Origin of the sequence: Acidiferrobacter sp. SPIII_3 (genome assembly GCF_003184265.1) — a bacterium.
In the GTDB taxonomy this organism is placed as follows: Bacteria; Pseudomonadota; Gammaproteobacteria; order Acidiferrobacterales; family Acidiferrobacteraceae; genus Acidiferrobacter.
In genome coordinates, this window is record NZ_CP027663.1 from 2,802,219 (window position 1) to 2,817,500 (window position 15,282).

14 protein-coding genes, 4 tRNA genes and 2 rRNA genes (1 of these 20 cut by a window edge) are annotated in these 15,282 nt (G+C 63.1%); 1 reads left to right on the top strand and 19 read right to left on the bottom strand.

From position 1 onward, the window contains the following. Positions 1 to 62: 62 nt before the first annotated feature. The 14 genes from rplL to C4901_RS14290 all read right to left on the bottom strand — a co-directional run bounded on the left by rplL (position 63) and on the right by C4901_RS14290 (position 7,500). Entirely contained in the window at positions 63 to 446 is a 384-nt protein-coding gene (rplL, locus tag C4901_RS14225) for a 50S ribosomal protein L7/L12 (protein ID WP_065970336.1), read from the bottom strand. A gap of 53 nt (positions 447 to 499) precedes the next feature. Beyond that, positions 500 to 1,018, bottom strand: a complete 519-nt coding sequence (rplJ, locus tag C4901_RS14230; protein ID WP_110137895.1) for a 50S ribosomal protein L10 — start codon at positions 1,016 to 1,018, stop codon at positions 500 to 502. 147 nt (positions 1,019 to 1,165) lie between these two features. Next, positions 1,166 to 1,861 (bottom strand): 50S ribosomal protein L1, encoded by a 696-nt coding sequence (gene rplA, locus C4901_RS14235; RefSeq protein ID WP_065970345.1) that lies wholly within the window; start codon positions 1,859 to 1,861, stop codon positions 1,166 to 1,168. Between the two features lie 8 nt (positions 1,862 to 1,869). Continuing rightward, positions 1,870 to 2,301 carry a 50S ribosomal protein L11 gene (gene rplK / locus C4901_RS14240; RefSeq protein ID WP_110137896.1) on the bottom strand — a complete coding sequence of 144 codons (432 nt, stop codon included), beginning with the start codon at positions 2,299 to 2,301 and terminating at the stop codon, positions 1,870 to 1,872. A gap of 64 nt (positions 2,302 to 2,365) precedes the next feature. Then, entirely contained in the window at positions 2,366 to 2,899 is a 534-nt protein-coding gene (gene nusG, locus C4901_RS14245) for a transcription termination/antitermination protein NusG (protein WP_110137897.1), read from the bottom strand. Positions 2,900 to 2,903: 4 nt separating this feature from the next. Continuing rightward, a complete protein-coding gene (secE, locus tag C4901_RS14250; RefSeq protein WP_065970344.1) occupies positions 2,904 to 3,248 on the bottom strand; it encodes a preprotein translocase subunit SecE in 345 nt (114 codons plus the stop codon). A gap of 27 nt (positions 3,249 to 3,275) precedes the next feature. After that, positions 3,276 to 3,351 (bottom strand) — tRNA-Trp (locus C4901_RS14255). Between the two features lie 29 nt (positions 3,352 to 3,380). Then, positions 3,381 to 3,506 (bottom strand): hypothetical protein, encoded by a 126-nt coding sequence (locus C4901_RS14260; RefSeq protein WP_205736035.1) that lies wholly within the window; start codon positions 3,504 to 3,506, stop codon positions 3,381 to 3,383. Further along, on the bottom strand, positions 3,499 to 4,689 hold the full coding sequence (gene tuf, locus C4901_RS14265; RefSeq protein WP_110137891.1) for an elongation factor Tu: 1,191 nt from the start codon (positions 4,687 to 4,689) through the stop codon (positions 3,499 to 3,501). Before tuf ends, C4901_RS14260 begins: the two co-directional genes overlap by 8 nt. After that, positions 4,670 to 4,807: a GTP-binding protein gene (locus C4901_RS19575; protein WP_110137898.1), complete on the bottom strand. Its 138-nt coding sequence runs from the start codon at positions 4,805 to 4,807 to the stop codon at positions 4,670 to 4,672. The genes tuf and C4901_RS19575 overlap by 20 nt, the downstream gene beginning before the upstream one ends. A gap of 63 nt (positions 4,808 to 4,870) precedes the next feature. Then, positions 4,871 to 4,946 (bottom strand) — tRNA-Thr (locus C4901_RS14275). Between the two features lie 26 nt (positions 4,947 to 4,972). Continuing rightward, positions 4,973 to 5,046, bottom strand: a tRNA-Gly gene (locus C4901_RS14280). A gap of 39 nt (positions 5,047 to 5,085) precedes the next feature. Further along, a tRNA-Tyr gene (locus C4901_RS14285) sits at positions 5,086 to 5,170 on the bottom strand. Between the two features lie 41 nt (positions 5,171 to 5,211). Continuing rightward, positions 5,212 to 7,500 (bottom strand): aconitate hydratase, encoded by a 2,289-nt coding sequence (locus tag C4901_RS14290; RefSeq protein ID WP_110137899.1) that lies wholly within the window; start codon positions 7,498 to 7,500, stop codon positions 5,212 to 5,214. Between the two features lie 1,153 nt (positions 7,501 to 8,653). Here C4901_RS14290 and C4901_RS14300 point away from each other — a divergent pair. Further along, a complete protein-coding gene (locus C4901_RS14300; RefSeq protein ID WP_110138667.1) occupies positions 8,654 to 9,832 on the top strand; it encodes an ATP-binding protein in 1,179 nt (392 codons plus the stop codon). A 236-nt stretch (positions 9,833 to 10,068) separates the two neighbouring features. On the opposite strand, the gene C4901_RS14305 is transcribed toward C4901_RS14300, so the two are convergent. From C4901_RS14305 to C4901_RS14325, 5 genes are all read right to left on the bottom strand, one after another. Continuing rightward, entirely contained in the window at positions 10,069 to 10,767 is a 699-nt protein-coding gene (locus C4901_RS14305) for a hypothetical protein (protein ID WP_110137900.1), read from the bottom strand. Further along, positions 10,764 to 11,492, bottom strand: coding sequence for a type III pantothenate kinase (locus C4901_RS14310; protein WP_110137901.1), 729 nt, complete (start codon positions 11,490 to 11,492; stop codon positions 10,764 to 10,766). The genes C4901_RS14305 and C4901_RS14310 overlap by 4 nt, the downstream gene beginning before the upstream one ends. Further along, positions 11,489 to 12,436, bottom strand: a complete 948-nt coding sequence (locus C4901_RS14315) for a biotin--[acetyl-CoA-carboxylase] ligase (RefSeq protein ID WP_110137902.1) — start codon at positions 12,434 to 12,436, stop codon at positions 11,489 to 11,491. The genes C4901_RS14310 and C4901_RS14315 overlap by 4 nt, the downstream gene beginning before the upstream one ends. 78 nt (positions 12,437 to 12,514) lie before the next feature. Then, positions 12,515 to 12,630 (bottom strand): 5S ribosomal RNA (rrf, locus tag C4901_RS14320). Between the two features lie 103 nt (positions 12,631 to 12,733). Continuing rightward, a 23S ribosomal RNA gene (locus C4901_RS14325) occupies positions 12,734 to 15,282 on the bottom strand (it continues 1,014 nt past the right edge of the window).

Consider the following 15,282-nt stretch of genomic DNA (forward strand, 5'->3'; position numbering starts at 1 on the left):
CACCAGCCTGTCCCGACGATCACCCTCTCGTCACCGCTATTTTCTGGGGCAATCAGCCACCCTTACTTCAGGTCGACCTTGGCGCCAGCCTCTTCCAGCTGCTTCTTCATGGTCTCCGCATCCGCCTTGGCCACCGCCTCCTTCACCGTCGCAGGCGCCGACTCGACCAGATCCTTCGCCTCTTTCAGGCCCAGGTTGGTGATCGCGCGCACCGCCTTGATGACACCGACCTTGTTGTCCCCGATCGCCGCCAACACCACGTCGAAGCTGTCCTTCTCGGCAGCCGCGGCGGCGCCCGGAGCGGCACCGCCCGGGGCTGCGACCGCAACCGCGGCGGCCGCGGCCGACACGCCGAACTTCTCTTCCATTTCCTTGATCAACGCCGACAGGTCGAGCACCGACATGTTCGCGATCGTGTCCAGGATTTCTTCCTTCGATACCGCCATGATGCTATCTCCTCGAAAATTGACTTGACCTTTAAAACCTTGAAAGCGCGACGTTACTGCGCCTTATCGCGGATCGCCGCCAGCGTCCGGACAAACCGCGCCGGCACCTCGTTCAAGGTGCGCACGAACTGCGCGACCGGCGCCTGCATGGTGCGCATCAACATCGCCAGCAGCACCTCGCGGCTTGGCAGCAGCGCCAATGCCTGCAACTGCTCGCCGGTCATGAGCGCACCATCCATGGCCCCGACCTTGATCACGAGCTTGTCATTTGCGCGCGCGAACTCGCTCAAGACCTTGGCGACCGCCACCGGATCGGAGGACGCCGCGAATGCCAATGGCCCCTTCAAATGGCCATCGAGACACGCAAACGACGTGTTGGCCACCACCCGCCGCACCAAGGTATTCTTGACCACCTTCACGTAGACGCCGGCCTTGCGCGCCTCGGCGCGCAAGCTCGTCATCTGCGCCACGGTCAATCCCCGGTACTCGGCCACCACGGCCGCTTCCGCGCCCGCGATGGCGGCGGAGACCTCGGCTACGACCGCCTTCTTTTGCTCAAGATTGAGACTCAACGAATCACCTCCTTCGCTCCCTCGGCATGAGGGACCGGTGACCCGCGGCTTTAAAGGCCTCGGACACCATCTGCGCCGGCCACATTAAGCGTTTCCGCACCGGCGGTCTTCGATATCTGTCCGTATTCGGGACAGCCCAGCCCTGCCTTACTGGGGCAGGGATCCCTGGTCGACGCGTACCCCGGGACCCATGGTCGCAGACAGGGTGACGCGCTTGACATAAATCCCCTTGGAGGCCGTGGGCTTGGCCTTCTGCAAGGCGGCGATCAACGCCAGAAAGTTCTCCTTCAGGGCCTCCTCCGTGAACGACACCTTGCCGATCGCGCAGTGCACGATACCCGCCTTGTCGGCGCGATACTGCACCTGACCGGCCTTGGCATTCTCCACGGCCTTGGCGGCGTTGGGCGTCACGGTGCCGACCTTGGGGTTGGGCATGAGGCCGCGCGGGCCCAGGATCTGGCCCAGCTGACCCACGACGCGCATGGCCTCGGGGGTTGCTATCACCACATCGAAATCCAGATTGCCCGCCTTGATCTGATCGGCCAGGTCCTGGAAGCCGACCACATCGGCCCCGGCCTTGCGCGCCGCGGCGGCCGCCTCGCCTTCCGCAAACACCGCCACGCGCACGCTCTTGCCCGTACCGCGCGGCATGACCGCCGACCCACGCACGTTCTGATCCGACTTGCGCGGATCGATGCCGAGGTTCACCGCCACCTCGACCGCCTCATCGAATTTGGCGCTCGCGGTCTTCTTCACGACCGCCAGGGCCTCGTCGAGACCATACAGCCGGGTCCGGTCGACGAGCGGGCGCAGGGCCCGCAGGCGCTTGCCGCCTTTCACGATCTCGGCCATCAGACGCCCTCCGTTTCCAGGCCCATGCTGCGCGCGCTGCCCGCGATCAGGCGCACGGCGGCCTCAAGGTCGGTGGTATTGAGGTCGGGCATCTTGAGGCGCGCAATCTCCTCGAGCTGCGCGCGGCTCACCCGGCCTACCTTGTCGGTATGCGGGGTCTTGCTGCCGCTCGTGATACCGGCGGCCTTTTTCAGCAGAGTGCTCGCCGGCGGCGTCTTGGTGACGAATGTAAAGCTCTTGTCGCTATACGCGGTTATGACCACCGGGATCGGCAACCCCTCCTCCATGCCCTGCGTGCGGGCATTGAAGGCCTTGCAAAACTCCATGATGTTCAGTCCGCGCTGACCGAGTGCGGGTCCGATCGGCGGCCCTGGGGTCGCCTTCGTCGCCGGCACCTGCAGTTTGATGTAGGCGTCGATCTTCTTTGCCATATGGGCTCCTCGTGGGGTGCAAGCGCCTTTCGGCTCCCCCGTTCATGTGCGCGATCCGGCGCGGCTACGCCTTCTCGACTTGACTGAAATCCAGCTCGACCGGCGTCTGGCGACCGAAGATCGATACCGAGACCTTGAGCTTGCTCTTTTCGTAATTGACGTCTTCGACGGTGCCGTTGAAATCCAGGAACGGGCCGTCGATGACACGCACCTGTTCTCCGCTGGTGAACGAGAACTTCGGCCTTGGCTTCTCCACGCCATCTTGCACCTGGCGCAGGATCACCTCGGCCTCCTTGTCGCTGATGGGGGTGGGCTTGGTGCCCGAGCCGCCGATGAACCCGCTGACCTTGGGGACCGCCTTGACGAGATGCCACGATTCATCGGTCATCTCCATGCGCACGAGCACATAGCCGGGGAAAAATTTCCGCTCGCTGGTGCGGCGCTGACCGCTCTTCATCTCGACGACCTCTTCGGTCGGTACCAGGATCTCTCCGAACAGATCCTGCATGCCGGCGCGCGCAATGTGCTCCTTCAAGGTCTTTTCGACGCTCTTCTCGAATCCCGAGAACGCGTGCACGACATACCACCGCATCGCCATCGGATCACGACCTCCCGGTTAACATACTGACACTCTTGATCAAGCCGAGGTCCACGACCCACAAGAACAGCGCGATCAGGAGCACGAGCACGATAACCACCAGCGTCGTTTGCACCGTTTCCTTGCGCGTGGGCCAGACCACCTTGCTCAGCTCGACCCGCGCCTCTTTGACAAACGTCCACGCCGAACGTCCCGTGGGCGTTTGCATGACCGCTGCCGTCGCCAGTGCCAAGCCCGCCAACAACGCCACGACACGCCACAACTCGGGCTCGTTTGCAAGCATGTAGTAACCGACGACGCCGGCCGCCAGCAACATCATGGCCGCGGTCAGCTTTAACTTATCCACCATTACTGCCCACACACCTTAAAGAACGGATGGCAGGCCAGGAGGGAATCGAACCCCCAACCTTCGGTTTTGGAGACCGACGCTCTGCCAATTGAGCTACTGGCCTAAACTCGAACCGCCGAAGACCTTGAAACCCTACTCAAGTATCTTCGACACCACGCCCGCGCCCACCGTACGACCGCCCTCGCGGATGGCAAACCGCAGGCCTTCCTCCATGGCGATCGGACTGATGAGGCTGATCGTGAGCCGGACCCTACTCAAGTATCTTCGACACCACGCCCGCGCCCACCGTACGACCGCCCTCGCGGATGGCAAACCGCAGGCCTTCCTCCATGGCGATCGGACTGATGAGGCTGATCGTGAGCCGGACGTTGTCGCCGGGCATCACCATTTCGGTCCCGGCGGGCAGATCGCAGGACCCGGTGACGTCGGTGGTCCGGAAATAGAACTGCGGGCGGTAACCCTGGAAGAACGCCGTATGGCGCCCGCCTTCCTCCTTGCTCAGGACATAGACCTCGGCCTCGAAGCGGGTATGGGGCTTGATGCTGCCGGGCTTGCACAGCACCTGGCCGCGCTCGACCTCTTCGCGCTTGGTGCCGCGCAACAGCACGCCGATGTTGTCGCCGGCCTGACCCTGATCGAGCAGCTTGCGGAACATCTCGACGCCGGTGACGGTGGTCTTCACGGTATCCCGCAGGCCCACGATCTCGACCTCATCGCCGACCTTCACGATGCCACGCTCGACCCGTCCGGTCACGACCGTGCCACGTCCGGAGATCGAGAACACGTCCTCGACGGGCATGAGGAAGGCGCCGTCGATGGCGCGCTCGGGCTGCGGAATGTAGCTGTCCAGGGCCTCGGCGAGCTTTATGATCGCGGCCTCGCCGATCTCGGAGGTGTCCCCCTCGAGGGCCTTCAGGGCCGAGCCCACCACGATCGGGGTCTTGTCCCCCGGGAACTCGTAACGGTCGAGGAGCTCGCGCACCTCCATCTCCACGAGTTCCAGGAGCTCCTTGTCGTCGACCATGTCGGCCTTGTTCAGGAACACCACGATATAGGGCACGCCCACCTGGCGGGCGAGCAGGATGTGCTCGCGGGTCTGGGGCATGGGGCCGTCGGCCGCCGATACCACCAGGATCGCGCCGTCCATCTGCGCGGCGCCGGTGATCATGTTCTTGATGTAGTCGGCATGCCCCGGGCAGTCGACGTGCGCGTAGTGGCGCTGGGGCGTCTGATACTCCACGTGCGCGGTGGCGATGGTGATGCCGCGGGCGCGCTCCTCGGGGGCGTTGTCGATCTGGTCGTAGGCCTTGAACTCGCCCCCGAACTTCGTCGACAGGACCTTGGTCAGGGCCGCCGTGAGCGTGGTCTTGCCATGATCGACGTGGCCTATCGTGCCCACATTCAGATGGGGCTTCGTGCGTTCAAATTTTCCCTTGGACACCGTGGGTACCTCGGACCTTGGTCAGGGCCGCCGTGAGCGTGGTCTTGCCATGATCGACGTGGCCTATCGTGCCCACATTCAGATGGGGCTTCGTGCGTTCAAATTTTCCCTTGGACACCGTGGGTACCTCAGTTTATGAACCGTTCTTCCCAGGCCGCCGTTCGCCGCCCGGTCTTGCATCTGGAGCCCATAATCGGAATCGAACCGATGACCTCTTCCTTACCAAGGAAGTGCTCTACCGACTGAGCTATATGGGCCGATCGTCCTCACACATGCCTCAAACTGGAGCGGGTGATGGGAATCGAACCCACGCTATCAGCTTGGAAGGCTGAAGTTCTACCATTGAACTACACCCGCCTAACGCGCCCGCTTGATGGGCCTTGTCCACCGTAACGATGGTGGAGGGGGGAGGATTCGAACCTCCGAAGGCAGAGCCGTCAGATTTACAGTCTGATCCCTTTGGCCGCTTGGGTACCCCTCCAAACAGTAAGCCGCGAATTGTGATTAAGGGATGAGCCCTTGTCAACACCCCGCGTCATTCATGGGCGGGCCCGGGGTACCCATGAGGTTCAGGGCCGAACCCGCCCAGAACCAGTTGATCTGCTCGGCCGTGAGGGTATGGTGCGCCCTCATCTCCCAGGTCCGACCGTCCGCACCCGTGATCACGATATTCACGGGCATCCCCGGCGCGAGCGCACGGATGTCGGGCAGGCTCATGCGATCATCGCGCTTTAGTCGGTCATAGTCGCCGGGATCGGCGAACGTGAGTGGCAAGACCCCCTGTTTTTTCAGGTTGGTCTCGTGGATGCGCGCAAAGCTGCGCACCAGGATCACGCGGCCGCCAAGATAGCGCGGCGACATCGCCGCATGCTCGCGGGAGCTGCCTTCCCCGTAGTTGGCGTCACCCACCGCGACCCACCCGAGACCCTGCGCCTTATAGGAACGCGCAAGCCGCGCAAGCCCCACGCCGACCTCATGCGTCAGGACATCGAATCCGGTGCCCGGGGCATCGGCGAAGGCATTGGTGGCCCCCATGAACAGGTTATCGCTGATCCGATCCAGGTGACCGCGATACTTGAGCCACGGGCCGGCCGCCGATATGTGGTCGGTGGTGCACTTGCCGACGGCCTTCAGGAGGATCGGCAGGCCCTGGAAGTCCTCCGGGCTGGGCGCCGGAAACGGTGCCAGCAGGCTCAGGCGTTCGCTATCGGGGCGGATGCGCACCGTCACCGCGGATCCATCCTCCGTGGGCGGCGTATAACCGCCGGTCTCGGCCACAAATCCGGCACCGGGAAGCTCGTCTGCGACCGGCGGGACCAAAGATACCGTCTTACCATCCACCGTGATCCCGGCCAGCGGGTTCTCGCCCAGACTCCCGGTGAGGGCATAGGCGGTCACGACCTCGGGGCTTGCGATAAACGCGTGCGTACCGGGATTGCCGTCGTTGCGCCGTGGGAAGTTGCGGTTGTACGAGGTCAGGATACTGTTCGGCGTGCCCGCCGCCACATCCTCGCGCTGCCATTGGCCTATGCACGGGCCGCAGGCATTCGCCAGCACCGTGGCCCCTACGGCCTCGAGATCCGCCAGCAGCCCGTCGCGCTCTATGGTGGCGCGCACCTGCTCCGAACCGGGCGTCACCAGAAATGGCACCTTGGCCTTCAGTCCCAGGGCGCGCGCCTGGCGCGCCACATGCGCGGCGCGCCCGATATCCTCATAAGACGAGTTCGTGCAGCTCCCGATCAAGGCCCCCTGCAGGGCCTCGGGATAGCCATGGGCGCGGACGTCGCCCGCCAAGGCCGACACCGGCCGCGCGAGGTCCGGCGTGTGCGGACCCACCACATGGGGCTCGAGGGTGGCGAGGTCGATGGTCACGACCCGGTCGAAATAGTCCTCGGGGTGGGCGGTCACCTCGGGGTCGGCCATGAGATGGGGCGCCAGGGCCCGGGCCTTGGTCGCGAGCCGCCCCCGGCCGGTCTTTTCCAGATAAGCGGCCATGCGCTCGTCGAACGGGAACACCGAAGTGGTCGCCCCGAGCTCCGCGCCCATGTTCGTGATCGTGGCCTTGGCCGTGGCGCTCAAGGACGCGGTGCCCGGCCCGAAATATTCGATGATGTGCCCCGTCCCGCCGCTCGTGGTCAGGAGCCCGGCGAGCCTCAGGATGACGTCCTTGCCGCTCGTCCAGCCGGAGGGACTGCCGACCAACCGCACCCCAATACGCTTCGGCCACTGCAGCTCCCAGGGCATGCCCACGAGCACATCCACGGCATCGGCGCCGCCCACGCCGATGGCCAACATGCCCAGACCGCCGGCGTTGGGGGTATGCGAATCCGTTCCGATCATGAGCCCACCCGGGAAGGCGTAGTGCTCGAGCACGACCTGATGGATGATCCCCGAACCCGGCTGCCAGAAGCCGATGCCATATTTGGCGGACACCGATGCCAGGAAGGCGTAGACCTCCTCGTTGGTGCTCTCGGCGATCACGAGGTCCTCGCGTGCCCCGACCCGGGCCCGGATCAAATGATCGCAATGGACCGTGGTCGGGACCGCGACCTCGGCGCGCCCCGCGCTCATGAACTGCAACAAGGCCATCTGCGCCGTGGCATCCTGCATGGCCACGCGATCGGGATGGAAGGCCTCGGTGCTAACGCCTGGCACCGGCAGGCCGCCGCGATCCACCCAGTGCGCGAACAGGATCTTTTCGGCAAGACTGAGCGGGCGACGCAACCGCTCCCTTATCCCCGCGAGACGGGCCTCGAGATGGGCATAGTAGGCGAGCGCGCCGTCTTCGGCATCGGCGGGAAATTTTTCCATGGATGTGTTCTCGGGGCGGCCGCCCTACTCTCAAAAGACCCGATAAAGGTGTAAGCCCGCAGAGGGATTTGAACCCCCGACCCTCTGATTCATACCCGCTACTGCTTTCGCAGCCCACGCCAATGGTTTGGGGTCTGGACTTTCTCTTCACCTTGTCGGGCACGCCGGCGCGATTTAGGTGGATGGTGTAAAGTCTCTACACTCGCCGCTCATCGCGGCTAGCACGGGATTGCCACAGGGTGGTGCCCCAAGGTTTCCCCGTTTTAGCCATCTCCACTGCGTCCGTTTCCGGATGCAGGTGCAATTTTACAAATCAGATGCTCTACCAGCTGAGCTATGCGGGCACTGGAAGCGGGGTGTTATTCTAAGGAAAAGCGCGGCTTGCCGCAACCTGGAGGCCGCCGACGCCCAGCCAAGGAGGGGCCAGCCACGGTGGCCATCCGCCTCCGCCCCCACACGGAGGGGGTTGTCCACCCCCACACGGAGGGGGTTGTCCACCCCCACACGGAGGGGGTTGTCCACCCCCACACGGAGGGGGTTGTCCACCCCCAGGTTGTCCACCCCCACACGGAGGGGGTTGTCCACCCCCACACGGAGGGGGTTGTCCACCCCCACACGGAGGGGGTTGTCCACCCCCACACGGAGGGGGTTGTCCACCACATAGCGCAGGCTGCGCCCCCGAGTGCGCGGTGAGTCCCAGTGGTGGGTGCGCATCAGGGCGCCCCAGGTGGAGCGCTCCGACGCATCGGTCAGCCACGCTCGCACCCAGGACACCGCCACCGCATCATCCTGGCCCGGATCCGTTCATGCCGGCTATTGCCGAGCGCAAACCCGAGAGCCAGCGGATCGGATGTCCCCCGCCTCATCAAGGACTTGGGGAGGTGAACGACAGGGTCCTGCTTAGGGCCGGGGCGGGGCCGCCGGGCCCATACCGCAGAATCTGCTCCCGCGACCCTTGAGTGCACCGCCCCTGAACAAAAAACGCGTCGGCGGCGGGCGATACGGCAGAAGGCGCCCCTCTCGTATCGCATCCCGGGCAAGAGTCCGGCAGCGGGCACAATCACCCTAGTTTTAGGGATATTAGGCACCTTATCCCATCTTATGATATCTTATGCTCTTTATTGAACAGCCGTGCATGGCACTGGACGATGGAATGGATCCGCGCCAAAACCCCTACGCCCCAGGGGCAGGTACACCCCCGCCCGAGCTCGCGGGGCGCGACGAGATCATGGAGCGGGCCGCCGTGGCGCTCGACCGGATTCGCGCCCGGAAATCGGCCCGCGGCCTTATCCTGTACGGTTTGCGGGGGGTCGGTAAGACTGTGTTACTGAACCGTATTCGACACGACGCCGAGGTCCGCGGCATCCTCAGCATTAAGCTGGAAATCCCGGAGGCGCGGCCCTTTGGGGCCTTACTTGTTCCGGCGCTGCGCAGCGCCCTTTTACGATTGAGCCGCGGCGAGGCGTTGAAGGACAATCTGCTGAAGGGCATGCGCGCTCTAGCAAGCTTTGCCCTCTTGCTTAAGGTGAAATACCAGGACCTCGAGCTTGGTATCGACGCCGATCCCGAGATCGGTCTTGCCGACAGCGGGGATCTCGATAACGACCTCACTGACCTTCTTTTGACGGCCGGCCAAGCGGCGGCCGAACGCGCCACCGCGCTCGTACTCGTCATCGATGAATTGCAATACGTGGAACAAGCGCCGCTCGGTTCGTTGATGGCGGCGCTCCACGCCGCAAGTCAAGAGCAGCTGCCGATCACCTTGGTGGCGGCCGGGTTACCGCAGCTACTCGAATGGAGCGGGCGCGCCAAATCCTACGCCGAGCGCCTGTTGGAATTCGCGCCGATCGACCGCCTGGGCGAGGACGCGGCCCGTGCCGCACTGGTCGTGCCGGCATCCAAAGAGGGTGTGGCCTTCGCGGGTGACGCCATCGAGGAGATTCTCACGCAGACCGGGGGTTATCCCTATTTCCTGCAGGAATGGGGGAAACATAGCTGGGACGTCGCCCGAACCTCGCCGATCACGCTCGCCGACGCGCGGCGCGCCACAAATCAGGCACTCGCTGAACTCGACGCAAGCTTCTTTCGCGTCCGCCTTGATCGGCTCACGCCAGCCGAAAAACGCTACCTGCGCGCCATGGCTGAACTGGGGCCGGGGCCACACCGATCCGGAGACATCGCCGAGATCCTTGACCGCCGGGTCACCACCGTTGCCCCGACGCGCAGCTCCTTGATTGCCAAGGGCATGATCTACAGCCCCGCGCACGGTGACACAGCCTTTACGGTACCCCTCTTCGACGGTTTTCTCAAACGCTTGGGTCCGTTGACATAACGGGATGAGCCGCGTGCGACGACGCCATTCGGCGGCGGCCCCACCACGCGAAAGGATCTTACATCTAGGCCCGATGTCGACTGCCAAAATGATCGATCGGCTGGTGCAACGCCGGTCCGCGGCGAGACATCGCAAGACGGGCCGCCCCATCGATCGCACGACGCGGCGGTGATCGCAAACGCAGGCGGCGAAAGCGGGACTGCGGCACCCGTAAGCGCCTGACGAGCGCAGAAGAACTACGGGCCGCCCGCGCAGCGCCTATGCCCGACGCCGGTGAGTTTTTTCAAGAGCCCGCGAGAGGCAATCGGTAGGTGGATCTCGACATAGTAGCGGGGCGGCGCCCCGAAAGGCCCCATGCGCGCCGCGATGCGGTGGGCATGAAGGATCCGCAATTCCCGCATGGCGGCCTTTTTTTGCAGGAAGACGCCGAGCGACAAGACCTCGCCACCGGCCGGCCCGTGCGTGACGTACGCGCCGGCCACGCCGAGGCGGCGCAACGCATCGGCGGACGGCCACGAGGGCCCGGCCGGCAGGTAGACCCGATAGGCCGGCGGTCCGGGATGGCTCACCACGCGGCCGCGCACGCCGCTGCGGCGCAGCAAGGCCACGGCCGACGCCCGCCGCCTCACCGGTCCCAGGTCCCAGCACGGACGCGCATGGGTCGTAGGGGCGGTATTATGCCTCGGGGTCGTGAACGCAGTCTTCTTGAGAGCCGAGGCGACGCCCGGCGGACCGGCCTTGGAGGGAGCGGGCATGGCCCCGAGAGGCGCGCCCGGCGGCCGGACCGGCGCGGCCGAGATCGCCGGGGCGGGCACGAGCCGTAATCGCGCCGGGTGGATCGGACGCGGCAGGGGGTGGGGCACGGCCCCATGGGTATAATTCCAGAGCCCGAGCGCCAGATTGGCAAACAGCAGCAGCCCGACCACGATCTTCATGACACCATCACCGCCAGACCCTCGAGGGTCAGGTGCGCGACATGCTCGAAGGGGCCACTCAGGTAGGGGGCCAAGCGCGCGGCATCACCACCGGTCAATAGGAGCCGCGCGTCATGACCGAGCACCGCGGCCTGGTCCCGAAAGATGCGTTCTATGGCGCCGGCCGCGCCGAGGATAAGGCCGCCACCCACGGCGTCCTGGGTAGTACGCCCGTAGGCCGCGTAAAACCTGTCTCCGGGTGAGCCCGTGAGCTTCGGGGCGGTGGCGCGCAAGACATCGGCGGCGGCCGAAAGACCGGGCAGAATGACGCCCCCCTGGAAGACCCCGTCGCCGTCCAATGCATCGACCGTGATCGCCGTGCCACAATCGGCCACGCACACCGCCTGCCCCGGAAAGCGCGCGCGCGCGCCCACCAGCACCGCGAAGCGATCCACGCCCAGGCTCTCGGGCGGCTCATACAGACTCGTGATACCAAAACCCTCGCGCAACGACTGGTGCCATTGCGGAGCCATCGCCCACTGCTCTTCGCAAAACCGCGCGAACGCCTCGTTGCGATGCCGCGCCACGGAGATCGCAGCGATCATGGTCGGCCTCGCAGGGCCCGTAAGCCGCGTGGTATAGGCCTCCCCGCCGCCATAGCCCCCGGACCCGAAACCCGAAAGCGCGGCGCCTTCGGCCCAGGCCCACTTGATGCGCGTGTTGCCAAGATCACAAAGAAGTCTCATAGCGGGCGCACACTCACGTCCCCGGCCTGTACCCGTCGCCGCTTCCCCTTGACCTCCACCACCAAGGCCCCCTCCTCATCGACGTCCACCACGAGCGCCCCGAAGGGCTCCCGCCCCTCGTGGATCCGCACCGTCATGCCCGCAAAGGCATGCCGGTGCCGCCACTCGGCGAGCAAGGTCGCGACACGCCCCTGCCGATAGTCGTCCATGACCGCCAAGAGTTCGCCGATCACCTGCGCCGCCACGCGACTACGATCGACCCCCGGGATGATGGCGCAAAGTTCGGCCCACTCCTGATCGATGGCCGCGGCGGCGGCCGGGCCGAGCGCCACATTGATCCCCACCCCCGCGACCACCCGCATCGCCCCGGCCTCGCCGCGCATTTCGATCAATATCCCGGCGAGCTTGCGCGCCTGCCAGAGCACGTCATTGGGCCACTTCAACACCGCCCCCCGGACACCCACGGACTCCAGCGCCCGCGCCACCGCCACGCCCGCGGCCAGGCTCACGACCCCGAACGGACCTGCGGTCTCGGTAATCGTCCAGGCCACCGACACCAGCACGCTCCCGTAAGGTGTCGCCTGCCACGTCCGGCCCCGGCGGCCGCGCCCTGCCGTCTGGCGTTCGGCAAGGCACGCATACACCCCCTCCCCCGGGGTGGCAAGCAAGGCCTGGTTGGTCGAGGCGATCTCCTCATGGATGACAAGACCGTTGAGCGGGCGGCCGGCGGCCGCGACAAGCCCTTCGATACGCGCCGCGTCCAGGGGCCGGAAGGCGCCGGGGAGGCGATAGCCGTGGCGATCCACGACGATGGGGATATCCGCGGCAAGACCCACGGCCTTCGATATCGCCGCACGGCTCACCGAAAGCCGCCGGGCCAGCGCGACGCCCGAGTGCGGCTCGCCATCCGCGAGGATCTCCAGGACCTTATGAAGCAGGCTCATTTCGGAAGTCTAGCAAAGAGTGACCGGAGACGAAAAAAACCCCCGATCACGAATCGTGTCGGGGGTTTTGCATTAAAAGCCTGGCAGTGTCCTACTTTCGCATAGGGAGACCCCATACTATCATCGGCGCTAAGCGTTTTCACTTCCGAGTTCGGAATGGGATCGGGTGGTTCCCGCTCGCTATGGCCACCAGGCAAACCTTCGGTTACATCCTTACGGACGCAACCTCAATCAGATAGTGACGCAACAAGGGGGTTGTCGATCTCAAATCACCCTGAAAAACACCTTGGGTGTTATATGATCAAGTCGCACGGTCAATTAGTACGGGTTAGCTCAATCCATTACTGGACTTACACACCCCGCCTATCAACGTCGTAGTCTTCGACGAACCTTTAGGAGAGTTACACTCTCAGGGAGATCTCATCTTGAGGTGGGTTTCCCGCTTAGATGCTTTCAGCGGTTATCCCATCCGTACATAGCTACCCGGCAATGCCATTGGCATGACAACCGGCACACCAGAGGTACGTCCATCCCGGTCCTCTCGTACTAAGGACAGATCCTCTCAAATCTCCAACGCCCACCGCAGATAGGGACCAAACTGTCTCACGACGTTCTAAACCCAGCTCGCGTACCACTTTAAATGGCGAACAGCCATACCCTTGGGACCGGCTACAGCCCCAGGATGTGATGAGCCGACATCGAGGTGCCAAACACCGCCGTCGATATGAACTCTTGGGCGGTATAAGCCTGTTATCCCCGGCGTACCTTTTATCCGTTGAGCGATGGCCCTTCCATACAGAACCACCGGATCACTATGACCTGCTTTCGCACCTGCTCGACGTGTCTGTCTCGCAGTTAAGCACCCTTATGCCATTGCACTCGAAGCGCGATTTCCGACCGCGCTGAGGGTACCTTCGCGCTCCTCCGTTACTCTTTGGGAGGAGACCGCCCCAGTCAAACTACCCACCACACACGGTCCCGGATCCGGATGACGGACCACGGTTAGAACCTCAAACAGGTCAGGGTGGTATTTCACGGTTGGCTCCATGAGGACTAGCGTCCCCACTTCATTGCCTCCCACCTATCCTACACAGACATGTTCAAAGTCCAGTGTGAAGCTATAGTAAAGGTGCACGGGGTCTTTCCGTCTTGCGGCGGGTATGCTGCATCTTCACAGCAAATTCAACTTCGCTGAGTCTCGGGTCGAGACAGTGTAGCCATCATTACGCCATTCGTGCAGGTCGGAACTTACCCGACAAGGAATTTCGCTCGATCTTCTCCTATCCGTTTCCGAATAAGTCGGACTTTATCTTGAGCCTTTGCGGTTCATCTGCTCCACGATTCCCCGAATCTCTTCGAGGCCTTCGGGAGTGAGATGCTCCCCCGCTGCCATTTTCGAAACAACGCGACGAAATCTTATGAAGTCCACGTTCTTCCGGGTTTTCAGCGAGTGCTTGACGAAAAATGGAACGATATGCTCTTGAAGATCCTTGTGCCCGCGCACCCTAAAGGCCATCTCGTCGCCGTGGCTGATACGCACCACGCCGCATCCGAAATACTCCTTCAAAGCATGCAGGACTTGCACATCGCGCTTGTGTTGCACTACGGTGAATTCCGGCAACACCTGGTAACCCGGTGTTGCTTCCCTGCGGGCGTTGATCCCCACATGGAAACAGCCTTCACCATCCACAAAGCCTGTGATCCATTGCGCGTCCAGCTTCACAAAATGCTCCTGAACGTAAAGTCTCTGAGGGTTCTTGGGGCATACCAAGTCTTCCCTGCGGATTGTCCCCGTGTCCGCTGGATTTTTACCGCCGCATCCCGCGACTGGTACCAGACGATTTTTGAGGAGTTTCCCGCATATAGTTCAGTTTTACTAAGGCTAGCGAATAGTTAACCTTAGGACCGTTATAGTTACGGCCGCCGTTTACTGGGGCTTCGATCAAGAGCTTCGCCTTGCGGCTGACCCCATCACTTAACCTTCCAGCACCGGGCAGGCGTCACACCCTATACGTCCGCTTACGCGTTTGCAGAGTGCTGTGTTTTTATTAAACAGTTGCAGCTACCGTTTCTCTGCGACCTCCATCGGCTCCGGGCGCAAGCCCTTCACCTACCGGAGGCACACCTTCTTCCGAAGTTACGGTGTCAATTTGCCGAGTTCCTTAACCCGAGTTCTCTCAAGCGCCTTGGGATTCTCACCCTGCCCACCTGTGTCGGTTTGGGGTACGGTCGTTCGTTACCTGAAGCATAGAGGATTTTCCTGGAAGCATGGCATCAACCACTTCGGTCCACTTAAGGACCTCGTCATAACGCCTCAGTAATAACCCACCGGATTTGCCTAGTGGATCTACCTACACGCTTAAACCGGGACATCCAACACCCGGCCGGCCTAGCCTTCTCCGTCCCCCCATAGCAGTAACGTCCGGTACAGGAATATTAACCTGTTTCCCATCGACTACGTCTTTCGACCTCGCCTTAGGGGCCGACTCACCCTGCGCCGATTAACGTTGCGCAGGAAACCTTGGGCTTTCGGCGTGCGGGTTTTTCACCCGCATTATCGCTACTCATGTCAGCATTCGCACTTCTGATACCTCCAGCAACCCTTCCGAGTCACCTTCGCAGGCTTACAGAACGCTCCCCTACCACGTGCCTGTCCGAGGACAGGCACATCCGCAGCTTCGGTATACAGCTTGAGCCCCGTTAAATCTTCCGCGCGGGCTGACTCGACCAGTGAGCTATTACGCTTTCTTTAAATGATGGCTGCTTCTAAGCCAACATCCTGGCTGTCTAAGCCTTCCCACATCGTTTCCCACTAAGCTGTAATTTGGGGACCTTAGCTGGCGGTC

Bases quoted from the DNA above. Each gene is read 5' to 3' on its own strand.
- rplL (WP_065970336.1), bottom strand. From the start codon at position 446: ATGGCGGTATCGAAGGAAGAAATCCTGGACACGATCGCGAACATGTCG.
- rplK (WP_110137896.1), bottom strand. From the start codon at position 2,301: ATGGCAAAGAAGATCGACGCCTACATCAAACTGCAGGTGCCGGCGACG.
- nusG (WP_110137897.1), bottom strand. From the start codon at position 2,899: ATGGCGATGCGGTGGTATGTCGTGCACGCGTTCTCGGGATTCGAGAAG.
- secE (WP_065970344.1), bottom strand. From the start codon at position 3,248: ATGGTGGATAAGTTAAAGCTGACCGCGGCCATGATGTTGCTGGCGGCC.
- C4901_RS14290 (WP_110137899.1), bottom strand. From the start codon at position 7,500: ATGGAAAAATTTCCCGCCGATGCCGAAGACGGCGCGCTCGCCTACTAT.
- C4901_RS14300 (WP_110138667.1), top strand. From the start codon at position 8,654: ATGGATCCGCGCCAAAACCCCTACGCCCCAGGGGCAGGTACACCCCCG.
- C4901_RS14305 (WP_110137900.1), bottom strand. From the start codon at position 10,767: ATGAAGATCGTGGTCGGGCTGCTGCTGTTTGCCAATCTGGCGCTCGGG.
- C4901_RS14310 (WP_110137901.1), bottom strand. From the start codon at position 11,492: ATGAGACTTCTTTGTGATCTTGGCAACACGCGCATCAAGTGGGCCTGG.
- C4901_RS14315 (WP_110137902.1), bottom strand. From the start codon at position 12,436: ATGAGCCTGCTTCATAAGGTCCTGGAGATCCTCGCGGATGGCGAGCCG.